This window comes from Ruegeria sp. AJ12, assembly GCF_056536245.1.
Genome location: NZ_JBQFJJ010000001.1, coordinates 1667610 through 1689438, shown reverse-complemented (window position 1 = coordinate 1689438; position 21829 = coordinate 1667610). Strand labels below are relative to the sequence as shown.

Annotated in this window: 23 protein-coding genes and 1 pseudogene; 5 read left to right on the top strand and 19 right to left on the bottom strand. The window is 60.7% G+C overall.

Features of this window, described 5'->3' with window-relative positions; translation table 11 throughout:
* Window positions 1-13 precede the first annotated feature (13 nt).
* From ACR3E0_RS08570 to ACR3E0_RS08560, 3 genes are read left to right on the top strand one after another with little or no spacing between them, the layout of a single operon-like run.
* Window positions 14-1387: a pyruvate dehydrogenase complex E1 component subunit beta gene (locus ACR3E0_RS08570; RefSeq protein ID WP_480478061.1), complete on the top strand. Its 1374-nt coding sequence runs from the start codon at window positions 14-16 to the stop codon at window positions 1385-1387.
* A 4-nt stretch (window positions 1388-1391) separates the two neighbouring features.
* Window positions 1392-1652, top strand: coding sequence for a hypothetical protein (locus tag ACR3E0_RS08565; protein ID WP_480478059.1), 261 nt, complete (start codon window positions 1392-1394; stop codon window positions 1650-1652).
* Between the two features lies 1 nt (window position 1653).
* Window positions 1654-2958, top strand: a complete 1305-nt coding sequence (locus tag ACR3E0_RS08560; RefSeq protein WP_480478057.1) for a pyruvate dehydrogenase complex dihydrolipoamide acetyltransferase — start codon at window positions 1654-1656, stop codon at window positions 2956-2958.
* A 67-nt stretch (window positions 2959-3025) separates the two neighbouring features.
* Here ACR3E0_RS08560 and cysE read toward each other — a convergent pair whose 3' ends face one another.
* Window positions 3026-3835: a serine O-acetyltransferase gene (gene cysE / locus ACR3E0_RS08555; RefSeq protein WP_480478055.1), complete on the bottom strand. Its 810-nt coding sequence runs from the start codon at window positions 3833-3835 to the stop codon at window positions 3026-3028.
* Window positions 3836-3919: 84 nt separating this feature from the next.
* Here cysE and ACR3E0_RS08550 point away from each other — a divergent pair, with 84 nt between their 5' ends.
* Window positions 3920-4258, top strand: coding sequence for a TraR/DksA family transcriptional regulator (locus ACR3E0_RS08550; RefSeq protein ID WP_480480991.1), 339 nt, complete (start codon window positions 3920-3922; stop codon window positions 4256-4258).
* Between the two features lie 19 nt (window positions 4259-4277).
* On the opposite strand, the pseudogene ACR3E0_RS08545 reads toward ACR3E0_RS08550, so the two are convergent.
* The 18 genes and pseudogenes from ACR3E0_RS08545 to ACR3E0_RS08460 all read right to left on the bottom strand — a co-directional run.
* Window positions 4278-4460: pseudogene (locus ACR3E0_RS08545) on the bottom strand (DUF7742 family protein); the annotation flags it as partial.
* A gap of 26 nt (window positions 4461-4486) precedes the next feature.
* Window positions 4487-8443, bottom strand: coding sequence for a baseplate multidomain protein megatron (locus ACR3E0_RS08540; RefSeq protein WP_480478053.1), 3957 nt, complete (start codon window positions 8441-8443; stop codon window positions 4487-4489).
* Window positions 8443-8889: an NlpC/P60 family protein gene (locus ACR3E0_RS08535; protein WP_480478051.1), complete on the bottom strand. Its 447-nt coding sequence runs from the start codon at window positions 8887-8889 to the stop codon at window positions 8443-8445. The genes ACR3E0_RS08540 and ACR3E0_RS08535 overlap by 1 nt, the downstream gene beginning before the upstream one ends.
* A complete protein-coding gene (locus ACR3E0_RS08530; RefSeq protein ID WP_480478049.1) occupies window positions 8886-9773 on the bottom strand; it encodes a DUF2163 domain-containing protein in 888 nt (295 codons plus the stop codon). Before ACR3E0_RS08530 ends, ACR3E0_RS08535 begins: the two co-directional genes overlap by 4 nt.
* Window positions 9773-10405, bottom strand: a complete 633-nt coding sequence (locus tag ACR3E0_RS08525) for a phage distal tail protein, Rcc01695 family (RefSeq protein ID WP_480478047.1) — start codon at window positions 10403-10405, stop codon at window positions 9773-9775. Before ACR3E0_RS08525 ends, ACR3E0_RS08530 begins: the two co-directional genes overlap by 1 nt.
* Before the next feature lie 15 nt (window positions 10406-10420).
* Window positions 10421-11083 carry a phage tail tape measure protein gene (locus tag ACR3E0_RS08520; RefSeq protein WP_480478045.1) on the bottom strand — a complete coding sequence of 221 codons (663 nt, stop codon included), beginning with the start codon at window positions 11081-11083 and terminating at the stop codon, window positions 10421-10423.
* A complete protein-coding gene (locus ACR3E0_RS08515) occupies window positions 11070-11279 on the bottom strand; it encodes a rcc01693 family protein (RefSeq protein ID WP_480478043.1) in 210 nt (69 codons plus the stop codon). The genes ACR3E0_RS08520 and ACR3E0_RS08515 overlap by 14 nt, the downstream gene beginning before the upstream one ends.
* Window positions 11276-11596 carry a gene transfer agent family protein gene (locus ACR3E0_RS08510; RefSeq protein WP_480478041.1) on the bottom strand — a complete coding sequence of 107 codons (321 nt, stop codon included), beginning with the start codon at window positions 11594-11596 and terminating at the stop codon, window positions 11276-11278. The genes ACR3E0_RS08515 and ACR3E0_RS08510 overlap by 4 nt, the downstream gene beginning before the upstream one ends.
* A gap of 4 nt (window positions 11597-11600) precedes the next feature.
* A complete protein-coding gene (locus tag ACR3E0_RS08505; protein ID WP_480478039.1) occupies window positions 11601-12014 on the bottom strand; it encodes a phage major tail protein, TP901-1 family in 414 nt (137 codons plus the stop codon).
* Between the two features lie 20 nt (window positions 12015-12034).
* Window positions 12035-12448, bottom strand: coding sequence for a DUF3168 domain-containing protein (locus ACR3E0_RS08500; protein WP_480478038.1), 414 nt, complete (start codon window positions 12446-12448; stop codon window positions 12035-12037).
* The gene (locus ACR3E0_RS08495) at window positions 12445-12783 is read right to left on the bottom strand and encodes a phage head closure protein (protein WP_480478036.1); all 339 of its coding nucleotides are present in this window, start codon (window positions 12781-12783) and stop codon (window positions 12445-12447) included. Before ACR3E0_RS08495 ends, ACR3E0_RS08500 begins: the two co-directional genes overlap by 4 nt.
* Window positions 12780-13379 (bottom strand): head-tail connector protein, encoded by a 600-nt coding sequence (locus ACR3E0_RS08490; protein WP_480478034.1) that lies wholly within the window; start codon window positions 13377-13379, stop codon window positions 12780-12782. The genes ACR3E0_RS08495 and ACR3E0_RS08490 overlap by 4 nt, the downstream gene beginning before the upstream one ends.
* Window positions 13380-13555: 176 nt before the next feature.
* The gene (locus tag ACR3E0_RS08485; RefSeq protein ID WP_480478032.1) at window positions 13556-14734 is read right to left on the bottom strand and encodes a phage major capsid protein; all 1179 of its coding nucleotides are present in this window, start codon (window positions 14732-14734) and stop codon (window positions 13556-13558) included.
* Between the two features lie 36 nt (window positions 14735-14770).
* Complete coding sequence (locus ACR3E0_RS08480) at window positions 14771-15316, bottom strand: HK97 family phage prohead protease (RefSeq protein ID WP_480478030.1); 546 nt, start codon at window positions 15314-15316, stop codon at window positions 14771-14773.
* Window positions 15317-15342: 26 nt separating this feature from the next.
* Complete coding sequence (locus tag ACR3E0_RS08475; RefSeq protein ID WP_480478028.1) at window positions 15343-15561, bottom strand: GTA head formation protein, RCAP_rcc01685 family; 219 nt, start codon at window positions 15559-15561, stop codon at window positions 15343-15345.
* Window positions 15554-16714, bottom strand: coding sequence for a phage portal protein (locus ACR3E0_RS08470; protein ID WP_480478026.1), 1161 nt, complete (start codon window positions 16712-16714; stop codon window positions 15554-15556). The genes ACR3E0_RS08475 and ACR3E0_RS08470 overlap by 8 nt, the downstream gene beginning before the upstream one ends.
* A gap of 221 nt (window positions 16715-16935) precedes the next feature.
* Entirely contained in the window at window positions 16936-17418 is a 483-nt protein-coding gene (locus ACR3E0_RS08465) for a hypothetical protein (protein WP_480478024.1), read from the bottom strand.
* Between the two features lie 268 nt (window positions 17419-17686).
* Entirely contained in the window at window positions 17687-19057 is a 1371-nt protein-coding gene (locus ACR3E0_RS08460; RefSeq protein ID WP_480480989.1) for a DNA-packaging protein, read from the bottom strand.
* A 602-nt stretch (window positions 19058-19659) separates the two neighbouring features.
* Between ACR3E0_RS08460 and ACR3E0_RS08455 the strand changes: the two genes are divergently transcribed.
* Window positions 19660-21648 carry a heparinase II/III domain-containing protein gene (locus ACR3E0_RS08455; RefSeq protein WP_480478022.1) on the top strand — a complete coding sequence of 663 codons (1989 nt, stop codon included), beginning with the start codon at window positions 19660-19662 and terminating at the stop codon, window positions 21646-21648.
* The last annotated feature ends 181 nt before the right edge of the window (window positions 21649-21829 follow it).

Here is a 21829-nt window from a genome sequence, read left to right as displayed (position 1 = left end):
AGGACGAACAGACATGGCAACCGAAATTCTCATGCCCGCGCTTTCGCCCACGATGGAAGAAGGCACATTGGCCAAATGGCTGATCAAGGAAGGCGATACCGTAAACTCCGGCGATATCATGGCCGAGATTGAGACCGACAAGGCCACGATGGAGTTCGAGGCCGTCGATGAAGGCATCGTCGGCAAGATCCTCATCCCCGAAGGCACCGAAGGCGTCAAGGTCAACACCGCCATCGCGATCCTGGTGGAAGAGGGTGAAGACGCCTCCGCCCTGCCCGCGGCTGCACCGGCAGCCGCAGCGGTCACCGAGGCCGCCCCTGCGGCGGTTGAGGCGCCCGCTCCTGTCGCAACGGCACCCGCCGCGCCACAGGTAGACCTGTCGCCCGACTGGCCTGCAGATGCCGAAATGGCGCAGCATACTGTACGCGAAGCCTTGCGCGACGCCATGGCCGAAGAGATGCGCGGCGACGAAGACGTCTTCCTGATGGGCGAAGAAGTCGCCGAATACCAGGGGGCCTACAAAGTCTCGCAAGGTTTGCTTGACGAGTTTGGCGCAAAACGCGTGATCGACACCCCGATCACCGAACACGGGTTCGCCGGCATCGGTGTAGGCGCCGCATTTGGTGGTCTGAAACCGATCGTCGAATTCATGACCTTCAACTTTGCCATGCAGGCGATGGATCAGATCATCAACTCTGCCGCCAAGACCCTGTACATGTCCGGGGGCCAGATGGGCTGTCCCATCGTCTTCCGTGGACCCAACGGCGCGGCCGCCCGCGTTGGGGCCCAGCACTCGCAGGATTACGCGGCCTGGTACATGCAGGTTCCGGGTCTCAAGGTTGTGATGCCCTATTCGGCGGCTGACGCCAAAGGTCTTTTGAAGTCCGCCATCCGCGATCCCAACCCGGTTATCTTCCTGGAAAATGAAATCCTGTATGGCCGCTCGTTTGACGTGCCGCAGGTTGACGACCTGACCATCCCGCTGGGCAAGGCGCGTGTCTGGCGCGAAGGCGCGGATGTCACGATCGTCAGTTTCGGCATCAGCATGCAATACGCGCTGGAAGCCGCCGACAAACTGGCCGAGGAAGGGATCAGTGCCGAGGTCATCGATTTGCGCACCATCCGTCCAATGGACACTGGCGCGATCATCAATTCGGTCATGAAAACCAATCGGCTGGTGACTGTCGAAGAAGGCTGGCCGCAAGGGTCCGTTGGCAGCTACATCAGTTCGGTGGTGATGCAGCAAGCGTTCGATTATCTGGACGCCCCGGTGATCAACCTCACCGGCAAGGATGTCCCGATGCCCTATGCTGCGAACCTGGAGAAACTGGCCCTGATCACCACGGATGAGGTGATTGCGGCGGTGAAACAGGTGACCTACCGGTAACGTGATGGAGATCAGGGGCCGCGATCCAGCAACCGAATGCTACCGTGTCGATATCAATATCGACAACCGCACCGTCACGGCGATGGTTCCCGAACGGCTGGCGGCGGATATGCGGTTGATCGGCACGCGCCCATCCCACCAGACAGCCTATGAATGGATGGCTGAGAACAAGAAACAAATCGAAGCCGCGATTGCGACTCTCGCACGTGGCACGGGGCGCCCCAAAGCGCCCTACGACCAAATTACTCTGATTGAGGAGCGCTGAGATGCCCACCGAAATCCTGATGCCTGCCCTGTCACCGACGATGGAGGAAGGCACGCTTGCAAAATGGCTGGTCAAAGAGGGCGACACCGTCTCCTCCGGGGATTTGCTGGCCGAGATCGAAACCGACAAGGCGACCATGGAGTTCGAGGCCGTTGACGAGGGCACTGTCGGTAAAATCCTGATCGCCGAGGGCACCGAAGGCGTCAAGGTCAACACCGCCATAGCGGTCCTTCTGGAAGAGGGGGAAAGCGTCGACGACATTGGCGCAACGCCTGCTGCGGCACCGGCGGCTGCGCCTGCGGCCGCTGCGGGCAACGAGGCTGCCGCCCCAGCGGCACCCGAGGCGCCCGCCCCCGCTCCGGCGGCACCGGTCAAGTCGGATGGCGGTCGCATTTTTGCGTCCCCGCTCGCGCGCCGCATCGCTGCTCAAAAAGGGCTGGACCTCGCGCAGATCACCGGTTCGGGTCCGCATGGCCGTATCGTCAAGGTCGATGTCGAGGGCGCAACCGCGACCGCTCCGGCTGCAGCACCGGCACAGGCCGCCTCCGCGTCCGCCGCTGCCCCCGCGCCATCCGGACCCTCTGCGGATATGGTCGCGCGCATGTACGAAGGCCGGGAGTATGAAGAGGTCAAGCTCGACGGCATGCGCAAAACCATCGCGGCTCGCCTGGCCGAAGCCAAGCAGACCATCCCGCATTTCTACCTGCGCCGCGACATCAAACTGGACGCCCTGCTGAAGTTCCGCAGCCAGTTGAACAAGCAACTCGAAGCGCGCGGTGTGAAGCTGAGCGTCAACGATTTCATCATCAAGGCCGTCGCCAACGCGCTGCAACAGGTCCCCGAATGCAACGCAGTCTGGGCGGGTGACCGGGTCCTGCAGCTCAAACCTTCGGATGTTGCGGTGGCCGTGGCCATCGAGGGCGGTCTGTTTACCCCTGTCCTGCAGGATGCCGACACCAAATCGCTTTCGGCGCTCTCGACCGAGATGAAAGACCTCGCGGGCCGTGCCCGCGAACGCAAGCTGGCCCCGCATGAATATCAGGGCGGCACTTTCGCGGTTTCGAACCTCGGCATGTTCGGTATCGACAATTTTGACGCTATCGTGAACCCGCCGCATGCAGGCATTCTGGCCGTCGGAACCGGCCTGAAGAAACCTGTCGTTGGCGATGACGGAGAGCTGACGGTTGCAACCGTGATGTCAGTGACAATGTCAGTCGATCACCGGGTGATCGATGGTGCGCTTGGGGCGCAACTGCTGCAAGCCATCGTGGACAACCTCGAAAACCCGATGGTCATGCTGGCCTGAACCGACCATCACACAAACAAAAAAGCCGCTTCGGATTTCGAGGCGGCTTTTTTTCATTCAACTCGGGTTATTGGTCCTTGCCCAGCATATGATCCATCGAGATCGACGGCTGATCACATCCCGCCTCACCGACGATCTTGGCCGGGATACCGGCAACCGTCTTGCAGGCGGGAACCTCCTGCAGCACCACCGATCCGGCAGCGATACGGCTGCAATGACCCACTTCGATATTGCCCAGAACCTTGGCCCCGGCCCCGATCAGAACGCCATTGCCGATTTTCGGATGGCGCTGTTCCTCTTCCTTGCCCGTCCCGCCCAGCGTAACCGAGTGCAGCATCGAGACATTGTCGCCAACTATAGCCGTTTCGCCAATGACGATGGAATGTGCGTGGTCGATCATGATGCCCTTGCCGATCTGCGCGGCTGGGTGAATGTCGATGCCAAAAATCTCAGACGAGCGCATCTGGAAGAAATACGCCAGATCATGACGGCCCTTGCGCCACAGCCAATGCGCCACGCGATAGGCCTGCATCGCCTGATACCCTTTGAAATACAGAATCGGCTGCAGCAGACGGTGGCAGGCCGGATCGCGCTCATATACGGCCATCAGGTCGGCTCGGGCGGCTTCGATCAGATTGGCATCATCGGCATAGGCCTCATCCACGATTTCGCGCAGAACCATCATGGACATTTCGTTTGAACACAGTTTTGCAGAGATTCTGTACGACAATGCGCGTTCAAGACTGCGGTGGTGCAGGATACAGGCGTGCACCAGCCCACCCATCAGGGGTTCTTTCTCGACGGCCGCTGTGGCCTCAGAGGTGATGCGATCCCAGACCGGATCGACGGACGTAACCTGGCTGCGCGTTTCAAACATGGCTTTTGATCCTTTGCTGCGCCTAGAATGCCATTTAGTGGCAAAAAGGCCAAACGCAAACCCGTGATCGCCGAAGCAACGAAAATGAATGAATCCCAACGCGCGCATTTTGAGGCTCAAATCCGCAATCGGCTGGCGGAACTGGAAGCCCAGTCCGCTTCGGGTCAGCAGGCGCAGGCTATCGTTGAGTTGGACCAACAGGCCGTTGGGCGGCTCAGTCGAATGGACGCGCTGCAAAACCAGGCAATGGCCAAGGCCCAGCAGGCCAATCGCGATCTCGAGGTGCGCCGACTAAACGCCGCTCTGAACCGCATCAAGGAAGATGAGTACGGCTATTGCGAGGATTGCGGCGATGAGATTCCGCAGGGTCGGCTGAACCTGGACCTGGCGGCCAGCAAATGCGTCAGCTGCGCTGCCGGCTGAGGTGAAACCGTATCAGGCCTCACAGAACCACTTCAAAACATTGACAATACTGGAGGTTACCGAATCCGGGCTCCTCCCACAAGAACCGCTTACGCGCCGCCGCCACATGCGCGTCTGCCAGCTCAGCTTCGGCAATCATCCGAAGGCACAGCCGCGCTCGACCAGGTTGCGGCACGGCCAAAAGGGCGCGTGCCGCAGTGCTGACATCACCATGCTACAAAGGTCGCATCACATGCCTGACCCGACCGCCAACCGCGCTGTCGCACCAGGACCGTATGTGGACGAAATCTGCGCGATTTCGACCTCAAAAGAACCGTTCAGACCATCCGCCGCCTTTTGATCCGGCGTGTACAGCCATTGCGGGGCCGCGACCACGACTTCGCGCAGCAGGGCGCCATCGGCGCGGATGCGCAACAGGTAGGATTCGCTTTCTTCACCAAGCGGAACATCCAAAGCGGCCCAGTCATCCCCATCAATCCGGGTGCGCCGGATCCATGAGAATTCATCTCCGGATGCTGATGAACTGACCCGCAGATGCGCCGGTGCGTAAGGGCGCAACCCGTTACCGTCAAACGCCTCCACCAGATGCTCATAGGACGGATCATCATAACCGCGTGTCGCAGGCCCGATGCGGTAGTGTTTGGCCACGCGCCGCTCGGTCCGTTGCAGGCTGGTCTGATACACGCGCTCATCCAGCAACACGAACATTGACCCCGCAGGCCAGGTATCAGGCATCACGGCATCTGTGCCCAACTGTCCGCGCAACCTGCCGGACAGAGTGTAGATGCCCGGGTCCTGAAGCGCGGCGTCCGCGAATTGAAAAACCTCCCAGTTTCCCGGGGTACCGTCCCCGATGGCGGCTAGGTTGGCACCGTTCAACAACGCCGTGCGCGGGCGGGATTCTAACACCCCGTCGATCAGGTTCACCCGCAGGCCAGCGCCTTCGTCCCAAAGCCCGGAACTCGCCCGGTTCAGCGGCGTTTCCGTGAACCCGACGACAGCCTGCCCCGCAATCACATCCCGCAGCACATAATCCTCGTCGCTGGCCGAGGCATAAACGGCAACACTGCCGGGCCAGGGATCCGCAGAGACTGCCAGATACGGCGCGTGCGGTTCCTCGGATCCGGTAATCAGCGGCAGATCCAGAAAAACCGGGACAACGGGAACCGGCGCAACAAAAGGCTTTGCCGCCACCGCATCTTCCGGCAACCCGGTGGGCGTGTACACCCCGCGTTCGATGCGCACCGCGTCTGCCAATTGCATTTCGGCCTTTTCCAAGCGGTCAATCCGATAGAGCGCGCCCGTTTCTTCCCCTGACAGACGCACGACATCCCCTGCGCCCAGATGCATCAGCGACGGCGGCAGAGCGAAACGTGCGGTTTCGCGCGAAACCCGCGCTTCGCTCAGCCAGCGTTCCACCGTTTGCCGCCCTTCCGCACGCGTCATCGACAGCGGCATCTCGTTGATAGAGACCGCGTGCGTGCGGCTGTCGGGCAGCACCGCCTCTTCGGCCACCAGATCGTGATTGGCGTCGGATTGGACAAAACGCAACCTGACTCGACCTGTCATCTCCGCTTCGGCCTCGCGTCGGTATTCGACGCTGCCATCAATGTCTGAACTGACCGCCAGATGTTCTGGGTTCACATCCACTGCGCCGCGACCGCTGCGCATTTGGAATCTCAAGACCCCATCGCGCTCGATGGCGTCGAAACCGTAACGCAGCATGAGCGGCTGCAGCGCTGATCGTGCGTCCGTGACATCTTCGATGGCATAACCGCGGACAACACCATAGAGCGCCGAAACGTCGATATCCGTGACCCCGGCCCCATGGCAGATTTCCGTTACAACCGACGCCAGAGTTCGGCTGCCGGACCGTCCGTTCACCCAATGACCACGGGCGTAATTCTCACCATCGCTCCATTGGCTGCGCAGGTTGGGAAAGCTTGGATAAGGACGCGCGTCCCAGGCCCAGACATAGGCATTGTCCAAATCCACCATAGGGCCACCATAGACGTCCGAGATCGGGTTGATCAGTGGATCACCCCAGTACCCCAGCATCGCCGTTAGATACCGATTCTGGATGAAATCATCGCGCAGACCGTTGGAATACGGCGGCAGGCTGGACTCGGAAGATTTCGGGTCGAGAAATTTGTTCGGCTGATTGGTGCCTTTGTCGACTGCTGCGCACCCCAATTCCGTGAACCAGATGGGTTTTGAACCTGGCACCCAATCGGTCGGGTTCGCCTGCCGAATACCTCCGATCCGCTCGTGATGGAGATTTGACCACCAATTGCGCACATCCTTGTACCGCCAGACCCACGGCTCGTTATGCTCACCATCTTCAATGGGCATCCTGATCTGCGCGGCCGCCTCTTCCGGAGACGCGTAGAACCACTCATACCCCTCGCCGCCTTCGATATTGCTGCGCAGGTACGCCAGATCGTAGATCGAGCCGGAGGCCGCATCCTGATGATCCTCGCCGTCGCGCCAATCCGACAAAGGCATGTAATTGTCGATGCCGACGAAATCGATGTTGTCATCGGCCCATAGCGGGTCGAGGTGAAAATACCTGTCACCACTGCCGGTGGGCTGGTAACCGAAATACTCACTCCAGTCCGCCGCATATCCGATCTTGGTATCCGGACCCAGAAGCTGACGGACCTCCGCCGCCAGTTCTTTCAGCCGCGCCACCGCCGGAAACCCGGACAAACCGCGAATCTGCGTCAAGCCTCGCATTTCCGAACTGATGCAGAAGGCCTCCACACCACCAGCCGCCTGACACAGCGCGGCATAGTGGAGAATAAACCGACGCAACCCCCATTCGCTGGGCCCACGATAGCTGACTGTCCCGTTGCCGATCACGAAATCGCCGGCACGCGCAGATCCGAAAAACGCAGCCACCTGCGTCTCTGCCTCAGCCGTTTGGTCCGGGGACCCCTCCCGCCCCGGCGCCACGTCCAGCGTGATCCGTCCGCGCCATGGCAGATGCGGTTGATCCGCCGCATCCGACCATGGATCAGGCAGTCCATTGCCCTGTAACTGATCCATCAGAATGAAAGGATAGAACATCACGCGTTTGCCGGTGTCTTTCAGATGTCGGATCGCCTGAACCACAGCGGCATCCGCCGGTGTGCCGCCATAGACCGGGCGGTCATCCTGATGCGCGACGACGTCCGCCGATGTCCTGTTCAGTCCGGACACGGACCACGGCATATTCTGTCCGTCAACGTCGTCACGCACCACTTTCGGCGTGATCTGGCAAGTCCCGCATCGAAGGTCATTCCCAAACCAGGATACGATCAGCGAGGCCGCGTGGCAGCCCGGCAACTCCTTTTCCAGGGCGCGAGTCGAGGTGATCAGATCCGGCAAGCCAGAGGTGGAATTCACATTCGCCGCCCAGCTTTTGCCCCGCCCCTTGGCGTAGTTCACCTGACTGCTGGCCAACGCGTATTCGCCCGTTCCGGGTATCAAGGCCACGCCCCGAACCGTTCTAGACAAGTCCTCCGCGTGGTCGGGCATCTCGGGTTGCACAGGTCGCACGACCTCAAAAGAGAATTGCGGGACGCGGTTGCCGAATGCCGCAAGCTGGAAATCCTCGATCACAACATACGCTGTCCCGCGATACGCCGGGACACTGCCTGCGCCTTCAATCGCCTCGATCAGAGGATCGGGCAACTGATCTTTCGTCCCATTGTAGACGCGCATGTTCAGGCCAACGCGCTCCAACTCCTCACCATCGGCCCAAATGCGCGCGATATCGGCGATTTCACCGGCACCAACAGCGATGGCCAGCGAAATTGAGTAACTGTAGGTAACGGTAGTGACCTCTGGCGGTTTTGGTTTCCCTTTGCCCCCGCCGCTTGATTGAGTGGTGGTCGAGGTGCTGCGGGTCTCCAAAAAGTCCGACGCCCAGATGACCTGCCCGCCAACGCGCATGCGACCGAAAATGGTGGCCACGGGGGCACCTTCGCCGGTTTCTGTCAGACGAAACCGGTCCAGTCGCCCGGTTTCGACCACGTCGCTGCCGCCACCCATCACGGACTGGCTCATCAACCGCTGATCGATGACACGGCCCAAGGTAGCTCCAACCGCGCGCCCAACGATCGCGGTCGACAGACCGGCCACCGTGCCCCCGATCGAGCCCCCAAGGGCGGCACCAGCGGCAGAAAGAAGAATTGTAGCCATCAGAGTTCCCCCAACGGAAATTCGAAACAGGCGACGACCCGGCGCCGCCAGGGTTCGCTCAGGGCACTTTCGACGACGCCGTGCCCGGAATAAGCGTGGATAAAGCGAGTCTCAGGACCCGCGTCGCTGACAATCCCAACATGTTTGGCCACGCTCCTGTCCCGCATGCGAAACAGCAACACATCTCCTGCCGCAATTGTTTGGGCCGGTTTTTCGATCAAATGGCGTCGCGCGGCCGCCCACATGCGCTCTTCACCCTGCGGCTCGGACCAATCCATGCTGTATGCTGGCACGGTCTCCGGTTCATCCCCGACAAGCGCGCGCCACACCCCGCGCAGCAGGCCAAGGCAATCCGCACCAGCCCCTCTGAGAGAGGCCTGATGCACATAAGGCGTTCCCAACCAAAGACGCACCTCATCCACAATATCCTGTCTTCGTATCGTCACCGAATGCTGCCCCCCGTGTTCGGGCTGTTCTTCTTTGGAACAGCCATCACCCAGTCTTCGCCCGGAAGATCCGGAAAACCCTGAAAATTCAGCAAATTGTTAAACTTCAACCGGCAGGTCTCCATGCGCTTGTCGCAACCTGCAGTGAGTTTCACACGATCTCCGACAGCCAGACCGCCGCCGATACCGGACCACAAGGTAATCTCGCGCCCACTTTCAATGCGACGGTCCTGTTTCACCGACGCCCAAAGCCCGGCTGCCTGACCCGACACAACGTCCAGCCTGCCGCGCTCGAACCAGCCATCATCAGCGGTTTCGCCGCCTGTCAGGCGCAGCAGCGTTCCACCGTCAAAACCGGATATCTCCGCCTCGACCCAATAACCCGGTGCACCCGTGTTGAACCCGCAGGCCTCGTCTCCCAGCACTGCAGTGCAGGGCTTCTGATACACGCGCCCCAGCGGGCGGTTCAGCAGATCGGTCAACCCGCGCAGTTCGGCGTGAAATGCGCCACCGGCGCGACGCAGTTCACCAATCGAGCCTCGAAATTGCAGCGTGCGCTGATCGGTGTTCGCCCAATTGACCAGCCACGCCCGAACCTCGGCCCCGTCAAACCGACCCGCTTCAATATCCTCCTCGCGGACCGCCGCATCCGACAAGGCGCCCATGGCCTCGGAATTGTCAATCGACAGTCCCGTGGCCTGTTCGATTGCAGCCGCAGTCAGGCCCGTGCTGGCCTTGAACGACACCCCCTCAAAGCGCAGCTCCAGATCGTGATCGGTAAAGCCGAACGTTTGCCCATCGGAGCGCGTGATCGCCCAACACCGGCAGACGGTGGTCATCCCGCTTTGCAGATGGGCCTGCAATCCTTGAGTGTCCCCGCTCATCAGACCCGCACCTCGACCACCGGCACATTCGGAACGTCGCCCGCCTGAAAGCTGGCCACGCTGGTTTGAATCTTGTCCGTGTCGAACCGCACTGGTACGTCAAACTCAAACCCGGCGGTGATCTCGACCTGCTCCGGCGGCGGATCGGAGAAAATGACTGACCCTCGGTTCAGATCCACTTCGAAATCAACCCCTTCGCGCATCTCATCCTGATCGATGCCCAGCCGAACCGTGCCCAGTACCGGTTTGGCAATAGGCCGGACATAACTGACCCCGCCAGAACTGTAGGTCTTGACCAGTTGGAACTCGGTGCGCGTGCCATCGCCGCGAGCAATAACCTGATCCCCTTTGTCGACATCTGCGGTCGCGGCCCCGGATTTGAAATCGGACCAATCCTTCCAGCGGAACCCGAACATCTGACCCTGGCGCGCCTCAAAAAACGAGATCAGCGCTTCAATATCGTCCAGAGACCGCATTCCCAGACCCGCATCGTAACGCCGACGGGAATGTGCCCAGGGCGTGTTGCGCTCTTCGAACCCATTGGCCAGCGTCACGATGTCCGTGCGCCGTTCCGGCCCACCAACCGAGCCAAAGCTCAGGCTGGCCGGAAATCTCACCTCGTGAAAATTCATGATTGTCTCCCGGAATTACCTGTTGCGATTGCCGCGGCCCAGTGCACGGCTCATCTGCGCCGCGATCTGGCCCTGACTGCGGCGAAACCCCTGCACGTTGGGCGTGGTGATGTTCATCACAACATTCACGGCCCGGCCCCCGCCGGAATTGCGCACACCCAGCTTGCCGTCTGGCCCGCGCGCCAATGGCATGATCGCCTCTGGTCCCGCCTCGCCCATCAGACCCGTGCCGCCGCGCATCGGAAACGTGGTCGGCCCGCTGATCACGCCACCATTGGCAAACGGCATGACGCGTCCCTGGGAAAAGCTGCCGCCATCGGCGAAGGGCAAAATCCCCTGCACGAGACCGCCAATCCCATTCGCAAGCATCCCGCCGAAATGGTCCGTCACCGGTTTGATGGCCGCCGAATAGGCCGTTCGGATCATCGAGTTCTTCAATACATCCAGCGCATCCGAGAGGTTCATTCCGTCCAGGACAACGCCATCAAACGCTTTGCGCAGCCCGCCGGACATGCCACGCTCAAGCGTGGCAACATCCTTGCCGGTCTCTTCAAAGGCCGCACTGATCCGCTTCATCTGCCCATCAAAAGCGGCAGCCATCGACGCCGCATCCGCCAGCGAATCGCCCAGCGCATCGCCCCGTTCCTGCAGGTCGTCAAACCCGTCACGATCCGTCATCATGTTCTCCTTTTGTCTTGTCCGGGTAGGCCGCCAACAGCGCATCCAGACCGGCACGATTCATTGCGGGCATCCCCGCGCCCTGCCCCAGCATCAGTCGCAACTCAGCCGGGGTCAGACGCCAGAATTGCTCCGGCGTCAGACGCAACCCCACAAATCCGGCACGCATCAGCGCAGGCCAGTCGAACCCGCTCATGATTGCGCCGTTACCATGAATGCCCGGGCCAGCAGTTCAGCGGCCGCTCGCGCACCCGCCATCGGTCCGCCCTCGATGTCCGCACACAGCAAATCGGCTCGGCTGACCGGGACCCCACCGCCCTTTAGTCCCGCCACGATCAGAGCCAACACATCGCTGCTGGAATAGGCTCCGCCCTCGAACCGCTGAACCAGCTCAATCAGCGAACTTGCACCCAGTTCCTGTTCCAATTCCGCCAAGGCACCCAGCGTCAGCTTGAGCACCCTCCGTTCCCCATCGATGGTCAGCGCCACCTCGCCCGTCCACGGATTGGCCATCTGATCAAAGCGCCGTAAAGGTCAGAGCACCGGCACTTGCCAGGCTCATCTCATAGGTGGCTTCCCCGTTGTGCGAGCCCGCGTATTCGATGCCGGTCACCTGGAACGGCCCCTCAACGATGCCAAAATCGGGGATGATCACCTGAAAACCGGGTGTCTCGCCGTCAAAGAACAACTGGCGCGCCCGTTCATCGGTACCCGCGTCCTTGAACACGCCGGAGCCCGAAATTGCCGCCGATTTGACACCCGCACCGGACAGCAGCTCGCGCCAGCCGCCCTGGCTTTCAAGGCTGGTGACGTCCACGCTTTCCGCGTTAAAACTGACCCGCGTCGCGCGCAGCCCCGCGATGGTTTCGTACAGGCCCGAGCCATTCATATCCACTTTGACCAACAGGTCTTTTCCGTTCTGGGCACCCATATGCTCTCTCCAATGATTGCTTAGTCGTCTTCCACGCGGGCGCGGAATCTCAGGTCGATCTGGCGGATCGCACCGCCGGTTCCCGTCCGCCGGGCCGAGGCGCGTTCGAACCACAGCCCGACCAGGCGACCCCGGCTGAGGTTCAGAGGCGCGTCTTCCAGCGCATCGCAGACCGCTCCGGCCAGTGTTTTGGTCACGCTGAATCCTGCGACCTCGGTAACCACGGACACCGTGAACCGATGTATCGCACCTGCTCCGGACCGATCTGAGGCCTCTCGGACCTCTTCTGGGCCCAACATGACGTAGGTCTGGGGGATGGCCCCTGCAGGCATTGCGTCGTAAATCGCGCCGCCGGACAGTGCGTCGACCTCGGTATCCGCCGTTAGCTGCTGAAACACCGCAGCCTGCAAAGCAGCTGAAACTCCGTAACTCATGACGCCACCTCTTCATCTGCAAAGCAGGTCAGGTATTGACCGCGCAGGTCATGTTCCGCCACGGCGCGGATAACAAAGCGGCGCTCTCCTTCGCGAAACCGTTGATCCGTTGCCGGGCGCATGCTTGATCCCGCAGGTGCACCACGCACCACGATGCGGTAGCCGACCCGGGACACCGGAACACTTGCGATTGCACGTTCCGCGCCGCTCCGCGCGGTCACTTCGGCCCACAGCGTTCCCAGGGCTTGCCAGGATTCCGTATAGCCGCCCGCACCATCGGCTACCCTGACCGGTGCCTCCAGCACCAGTTTTCGGTTCAAATTCGGCGCGCTCATTGCGTTACACCGGCGCCAAAGCGCACCAGGCGGTACCGCTGAATCAGGCTGGTCACGCCAAACGGCATACACCCGTCGCTCAGCGCTGTTTCGTCGCGATATTCATAGTAATGTGCCGCCAGCAATAGCACCGCCTGGCCCAGATCCGCCGGCAACCCGTCCCAGTCTGGCGCCATACCGGCGGTGAACGTAATCTTGACTGATCCGCCGGTGGCAATCGCGGGCAGAGCCGAACTCATCGGTCGCAACCGCGGGCGCTGACTGTCCTGCTCTAGCCGATAGACGCTGTCTTCCAGGGCACTTATACTGCCCGACGCATCGCTCATCGTTACGTCATCGACAGACCTGACTGGCGCCACGGGCAAGACCTCGCCGGCCCGATCGCGCCACGCGTTCAGGGTCCACGAAAACTCCCGCGTAATCAGCACTTTGCCCGTGCGCGCCTCGATGGCCGCCATCGCCGCGCGCAGGAAACCCTTCAGCACGTCATCCTGCACGTTATCTTCGGCAAACCCTGTGCCCAGCCGCAGATGCGCCTTGAACTGATCCACCGGCAGCGCCGCATCCGCGATGGCGGTCTCTTCGATCAACATCATCCATTCACTCCGCAATCTCGGTCCCCTCCAGGGGCCGCATCCTTGGAAAATGACGGGCACGCGCCGCCCCACGTTGCTCGGACGGAGGGGAGCAGCTAGACAACGCAGGGGATCTCACCCCGGCCCGCGCCCGCCGTCCGGAGCGCAGATTGCCCGCGCCCCGGCTTCGCCACCGCTTATGCGATGCCGAATTTCACCAGCTTGATCGCAGCGAAATCGCTCACGTCGCCACCCACGCGCTTGGTCGCGTAAAACAGAACATGCGGCTTGGCGCTGAACGGATCGCGCAACACGCGCAGATCAGGGCGTTCGGCAATGGTGTAACCTGCCTGAAAGTCGCCGAAGGCAATCGAGATACTGTCTGTTGCCGCGTCCGGCATATCCTCGGCGATCAGAACCGGATAGCCCATCAAACGGGCCGGTTCGCCGGCCGCCAGACCATCCGACCACAAGAAGCGGCCGTCGCTGTCCTTCAGTTTGCGGATCAAGCCGGCGGTTTTCGAGTTCATGACAAATGTGCCATTGACGCGGTACTGTGCGCCCAGCGCATAAACCACATCAACGATGGCATCGGCATCAACGCCGCCGTCAATGCCCGTGGCAACATAGCCGAGGCTGCCCCAGGACCAGGTGTCTTCGGACACAGCGCGGTGAATCATGAGGCCCTTGGGCTTGTCCACGCCATCACCAGCGATAAAGGCGGCCGCCTCGGCCCGGGCGAACTTGTCGGCGATGCGACCCGCCAGCCAGCCTTCGACGTCAAATGCACTGTCATCCAGCAGCCGCTGCGAGGCCTTGGGCAATGCACTCAACTCATGCAGCGGAATCGAGATACGGTCGATCATCGGGGTCGTGGTCTCGGCAGAGGCCGAGGTCTCATCCGCCCAGCCGGCTCCGAGATCGGTGTGGTCAATCAGAACGTCGAACGAGTTCGCCTCGACGTTAACGACAGACGCGATCGACCGGATGGACGCCGTAGAATTCAGCACTGACTTGATGGTCTCGGCGGTTTGCGGGTCTATCAGATAGCCACCCTCGCTGTTGACCGTGCTCGACAGGGACTTGGACTCCATCTCGAGGCCGCGCAACGCGTCGTCATCGCCTGAACGCACATAAGCGTCAAAGGCCTTTTGATGCGGCGCACCGTCTTCCATCGAAGCCGAAAGATGCGGGCGCGCCGCAGTGATTGATTTTCGATCCAACATGGTCAGTCGCTCTTCTGTCTGTTGCAATTTGGTTTTAACTTCGGCCTTCAGGCCCTTGAATTCATTCACGAAGCCAGCCATCGCCTGCTTCACCTCCTGAACCAGGGGCGCACCCTCTCCGGTCAAGGCCGGGCTCTCGGTCTTGCTCATCAGCATGTCCTGTTTTTCGGTGGGGTTTGAGGCGCGCTAGATCCGCGCCAGCTCCTGCCGGGCGTGGTCAAACACCTCGGCGATACTGCGCCAGGTGTCCTCGGCTTCAGGGTCGCTCCCCTTTGCCGCCACCCGCGCACTGGGCAGCATCGGGAACGTCACTAGCGACACCTCCCACAGCTCCAGTTCGGTCAGGACCCGCTGGCCCTTGTCATTCCTCACAGCCCGCTTGGTGCGATAGCCAATCGACAGGCCATCCATCGCGCCCGCCCGGATCAGCTCCGCCGCCTCGCGGCCCTTCTGGGTGCTTTCCAACAGACGCCCCTTGACCCACAGGCCGGTGTTGTCCTCGCGCACCTCGTCCCAGATACCGATGGGCTGCGCCGGGTCATGCTGCCACAGCATCTTGACCCGCTGACCAGCGGCCTTAAGCCCCTCAAGCGAGCCGCGATACGCCCCGCGTTGCACCACGTCGCTGCCCTGATCGACCTGCCCGAACAGGCTGGCATACCCCTCGATCACCGCATCATCGGTGACCGAAAGCCCGTCTCCGAACCGTGCAAACTTGTGTTCCAAATCCATGAACTTCTCCATGTAACCCATTGACTTTATGGCGACACCACAAGGAATGACTGAAACGCCTGCGCCAGGATCACCGCCGCCACTCCATAGACTGTCAGCCATAACCGCCGCTCCAACCGCTCCATCATCTCTTCGATCTGATCCAACCGCCTGCACAAATGCGCGTGCTGGATCTCGGCCACCCGCTCATGCGCGGCCAGACGCAGACCCGGCGCGCAGTCGAACGGAGGATACCCGTCACCCATCCGCACGCTCCGGCAGCCCCAGCAATGCGCGCTTCTCGGCATCGCTCAGGAACTCAGCCCCATTGACCCGCGCCCATTGTGCATCCCGTTCGGCGGCCAACGCAGGCACCTGATCCAGATCGGGCTTCAGCGCCAGTTCCTCACCGGTAAAACCCGCCAGCCACTCCGACACCGCCGCCGCCACCCGCGTCACTAGGGGCAGAACGGTCAGGCGATAGAACGCCCGGTTAGCCTCCTGATAGTTCGAATAGGTCGCGTCGCCCTGAATCCCCAGCAACATCGGTGGGACCCCAAAGGCCAGCGCGATCTCGCGGGCGGCGGCTTCCTTGGTCTTCTGAAACTCCATATCCGAGGGCGAGAAACCCATCGGCTTCCAATCCAGCCCTCCTTCCAGAACCATCGGTCGCCCCGCATTGCGCGCCCCGCGATAGTTCTGCTCGATCTCATCGGACAGCCGGCGGAACTGATCCTCGGCCATCACCCCATGGCCATCGCCCTTCCACACCAGCGCCCCCGAAGGCCGCGCCGCATTGTCCAGCAGCGATTTCGACCACCGAGACGCGCTGTTATGCACATCAATCGCCATCGCCGCCGCCTGCATCGGCGAAAACCCATAGTGGTCATCCTGCGGGTGGAACGATTTGATATGACAGATGTTTTCCGCCGCGAACCGGTGCTTCTTGCCGCCGACCGCGTAATCATACGCCTTGGGCCACCCATCTGCACCCGGCACGACACTCATCCGGTCCGAGCGCAAGACATGCAGCTCAACCGGCAGACTTTCATCAGTCTGGACAGCCTCGACATAGGCATTGCCCGACAGCAGCAACTGCCCAAACAGTGCCTCCATCAACTCTGCCCGCCCCTGCGCCGCATTTGGACGCCGCATGAGGGACAGGATCGGATGCACGTCATAGCGCTGCGCCTGATCCTGCAGCACCAGAGGCAACGCCGCCGCCGCCTCGGCAATCAACTTGACGGACCGAAACCCCACCGGGTTCCCCGAAAACCCCGTCCGCGTCAGCGACACCGCATCCCGAGGGCTCCACGCCACGCGTCCCCCCGTCTGCCAGGCCACCACAGGCCCCGCCGCGCTCGCCTTCGCCTCGGGCGCCTCGCCAGCCGATCCACGACGCAAGAAATCGAATACCATCTGTGCTCCTTTCTGCCGCCGCTCTGCCCGGCTTGTTGAAAGGAGTTATGAGGGAAAGAAGTTTAGGGCTTGGGAACGGGGCGTACGGGGGATGGGCAACGGCGAAATTTCCGCTTTGAAACGGATAAAGCACGAAACTTAAGCAGTCTTTTTCAAGGCAGGGGCACAAATTCACCGAGATGCAGGCGAAAAAAAAAGGAAGAGGAAATACCAGTACCAAATCAGGACATTAAAGGACAACTTAGCTCAGTGACATCGATTTTAAGTGCACTTGAATCCTTGAATTTGCGCGTCTGCCAGACATCAACCAAATAACCAAGATCACAGCTGCCGATGGTGCTGATGGAAGACTTTCTCTCCTTGGGCAAGTGGTCGTAGGTGCCCGCTTCAACTTTTTTCTCAAAATACTCGAAGACCCATTGAGAAAGTTCTTCGACCTCTGTGTCATCCATAAAGTCCGTGAGAAAACCGCAGGACCACTCAATGGTCGAGCCATCAGTTTCTCGCTCGACAACCACTATCGACGTTTCGTGACTTGGGTGTTTGAACAACGTTTGATGCAAGTTTTTGCCAGGCAACCTCAATTGTGGAAACTGCTTTCGTTTGGAGAACTGCTCCAAATCCAAAACAGCGCCTGTATTGCGCGAACTCACAACATTTTCACATCGTCCTATGATGTCCTCATAAACTTCGGATTTATCCAATGGATTTGCAAGTACTTCTGTCTGTACGCTTAGGAAGCAAGACAACAGAATTACCAAGTTACACTTCTTCTTCAACTCAGACATCTCTCAAAAAGTTATCGAAAGCCAATTCTTAGGTCTCTCATTACACGAGTAGAAGCGGAGTTGGTTCTTTTTGTGACAAACCAAGCCTCGCGATAATTCGAACAAACACAACCTTTTTCTCGGGTGGCTTTGTTCGCTTCTTGGAATCGTAGCAGTAGCCTGAACTTTGCAGTTGAGGTTACCCTCACAAACTCCGCACCCTAGGCCGCCGATATACCCCCGCAGGCCCCACCACCAACTCATGCAGCGCCCAGACTAGCGCGTCGACCCGGTCGGGCGAGCCCTGCCCCTCGAACCCGCGCGCAGTCATCTGGCACATCTGTTCCTCCAGTGCATCCAACCCGGCCACATGCGATACCCGACCCTGCTCGTACAACGCCGCCACAGGCTCAGCCCGCGCGACCTTGCCGCGTGAGGCCCGCACCGCGCGGAATGGGACCAGAGGGTCCACCTGCCGCACGACCTCTTCCACCAGTTGCCCGCCCTGATTGACCTCGGCCACCAGCCGTTCGGCCCCGAACTCATCCATCGCATCAATCGCCGCCTGCGCCCAGCCCGCCGGGCCAACACCCTGCACCGTGCGGTCGGCCAACACATAGGCGCGCCACTCCTCGGGCGGCCCCTGCAGCTGCGCACCGACCACCACGATCCCGCAGGCATCCGCATCCGATCCCGCCGTCACCGCCGGGTCCAGCGCCACCACGATACGATCCAACGCGGGCAAATGCGCACAGCGCGCCGCCTCCAGCATCGAGCCTGTCCACAGCGCCCCCTCGGCATCCGACAGCAGAACGCCGTCCAGCTCCTGCCGCCCGAGCCGCGTGCCTGCATAGCGCGCGCGTACTTCTTCCAGAAACGAGCCCGCCAGATTGGCCCGGTTCGCCTCAGTCGGCGCATGGGTCTGCACGGTGGACGGCGACGCCAGCAAGTCCTTTAGAACCTTCACATTGCGCGGCGTAGTCGTCACACAGACCCGAGGACGATCCCCCAATCGCAAAGCAAATTGCAACATATCCCAGGTCTCGCCCGCCTTTTTCCACTTGGCCAGTTCATCTACCCAAGCCGCATCAAACTGCGGCCCTCGCAACCCCTCGGGATCATGCGCCGAAAACGCCTGCGCCTCGGCCCCGTTGGGCCAGACCAGCTTGCGCTCCGATGCCTTCCATGTAGGCCGCCGATCCGGCGGCGAGCACTGCAAAATCCCGCTATCGCCAAAGATCATCACATCGCGCACCTGATCGAAGGTCTCACCCACCAGAGCCACGCGACCGGCCTCACCCTTATCCAACGGCAAAGACCCCTCGACCATCGACCGCACCCATTCGGCCCCGGCCCGCGTCTTACCCGCGCCACGACCACCCATGATCACCCAGGACCGCCAGTCGCCCTCGGGTGGCAACTGATGCGGCAGCGCCCAGAACTCGAACAGGAAAGGGAGGGCACACAGCCCCCCCTCCCCGATCTCACTCAGAAATCTGTCCTGCACCGCAACAGGTGCGGAGGCGAGCCAGCCTGCACCCGACCTCAAACCGAGCCCGGTCAAGGTCGAGCGCATATCCCCCTTGGGCAATTCCGGCTTGTCTGTGATGTTGTTCGACAAAACTTGTCTCCACTTTCTGGCAACTTCGGATCAGCCCCTCTAGCTGACCCAGTTGCTTGCCTGTTCCGGCAAGGTCTGCATCCTCCCCGGCACCGATCTGTTTACGCAGTTCTTCCGCTGCTTGGCGCAGATCGCGAATGGATGTCTCAAGCGACCGCAGCAAGTCAGCCGTCTGAGAAATCCGCTCTTCCGGGGTAATCAAAGTCATGTTTGCTTGTGACCTCATGCGTGAGTGTTTCCGCACGAGAGAAACGAAAAACGGCCACCGGGTTTCCCCGGGGCCGCTGCCCACTTCTTCTAGCATGGCACAACTTATACGTGAAAACGACCGCAATGTCAAGCTTTGACGCAACAGGCGCAACAGGTAACGCACTGTGATTGTCAATTTTTACTTAATTCTGATCAACTGGACAGGAACACCCCGGTACACCGGTCCACTCCTGGCAGCCGCCAACCGTGCGGTAGAAACCTGATCATCCCAACCCGCCTCGTTCTTTGACACGGCGAGGATCGGCGGGCAGAGTGAAGACGCAGGTCAAGCAAGAGCAGAGCAGTTCATGCCCACAAAATCCCGGCGGTTTCTTTTGCACTTTCGTACGGGCGCCTTGGTCTTCCTGACCGCTATCGCACCTCTCGCGGCGCGGGCCGCCGATCACGTGCCCAGGATCATGCTGACTGATCAGATCGTAGACCAGATACAGACAGGGCGTTTGCAGGATGCCGACCTTCAGGCGGACTACGAGGCGCTGATAACAGCGGCAGATGCCTATTTTGACCAGCCCACACTCGTCGATGCGATGGATATCCGATCAAATACGGCACCGGAGGCTTTCGGTCACAAATCCGTCCGGCGGCTGACGACGCTGGGCATGGCCTGGCGGCTGACCAGTGACACCCGTTACGCGCGACGCGCCAGAACCGAACTGTTGCAGCTTGCGCAGCTTGAGACCTGGCATCCCGAGCATTTCCTCGGGCTCAGCCGCGTCACCCTCGCCGTATCGCTTGGCTATAGTTGGATAAGCGAGACCCTAAGCTCTGACGACCACGGGACGATAAGGTCTGCCCTGATCTCAAAAGCTCTGCATCCTGCGGCTGAGATTTACGCTCTTGATTCCTATTACTTCGACAAAGGGTGGGTCCTGCCGCAACGCTGGATGCATCCGACGCCGGTCCCCGATACCCTGCCGGACGGCACCGCCACAGCCGATATCACTTGGCCGGTGGCGTCCTTCAACTGGAACATACTTTGCAACACTGGCATGATCACGGCTGCGCTTGCGGTTTCAGGGACGAACCCTGATCTTGCCGACCAGATCATTGCACGTGCGCAAGTGTCGCTGCGCAACGGGCTGGCCATGTTCGCCCCTGACGGTGCCTGGCCCGAAGGCCCCATGTATGGCGCCTTGTCTGCACGTGATACAGCAATCCTGGTGTCGTCCCTGGAAAGCACGCTTGGGCATGACTTTGATCTCTCCAAAGCGGTCGGACTGCCTTCCACGGGCGACTACTTGATGCATGCGACCGGCCCAACCGGGCTGCTGTTCAATTATGGCGACAGCGACACCAGCACCGACCTTGTCGCACTGACCTGGTTGTCGACCCGTTTCGGACGTCCGGACTACAACTGGCGCGACACCGGCGCGCCCGCGCCGGTCCACCCCGCGCTCGATCTGATCTGGCGGCATGGCGGTGGTCGGAGCCCATCGGTGCTGCAACCGACTGCGCTGTGGTTCGGCGGACTGGGACTGGTTACAATGCGTTCGGCCTGGGACGATCCCGAGGCGACCTATGTCGGGTTCAAGGCCGGACCGTTGCTGAGCCACCACAACAATCTCGACGCTGGAACCTTTGTGATCGACGCGAAAGGCGTACGGTGGGCCATTGATCTTGGCATCGGGAACTATCATCTGCCCGGCTATTTCACCAAAAACCGGTTCGACTATTATCGCACCGCCACCATCGGGCAGAATACGCTTATGTTCAACGCAACCAATCAGGACGTCAGCAATCGCGCCCTGATTACTGATTTTGCCCAATTCGCAGACTTTAAATACGCCGTTGCAGACCTGTCTGATCCCTACGGGTCGCAGACCGGTTCCGTCAAACGTGGCATCGCCCTTGTCGATGGTGAAACCGTGCTGATCCAGGATGAAATCACCAATGCGCAGCCGGGCCCGCTGTCCTGGACGATGCATACCCGCGCGGATATCACACTAGACGCCCAGCGCGCGCATTTGAAACAGGACGGCCAGAAGATGACGGCGTCGATCCTGTCGCCCGCTGGCGCTCGGTTCACGCTACGCTCGGCAAATCCCTGCGACACCGCCTATGATGCTCATTGCGCCGATCAGAACCCGAACACGGGCATCCAGCGCCTGATGATCGATCTTGATGCAACTGACGATCTGCGCCGCATCGTGATCGCCCTCGCGCCTTCGACTGAAAAGGCCGAAACGTCCGTTCCCAAGATCGTCCCACTCCGCGAATGGCGCCTTCATGCAACCCTGTCAAAGGGTGCACAACAGCAACAAGACACCGACCAATAGCTCCGCATTCACGCAACCATCGCTTGACAAAGTTCTGCGCAAGCCTCATGTGCACCGCAACACGGCGCTGACGCGTGAGCATCGGCGGACCACAACATTGGTCCCACAGCGCTCTGAATTCTCCAGTTCCCCTTCACGCAGGGTTCTTGACGCGACGGCCGGATGCCGCAGGACCCGCCTG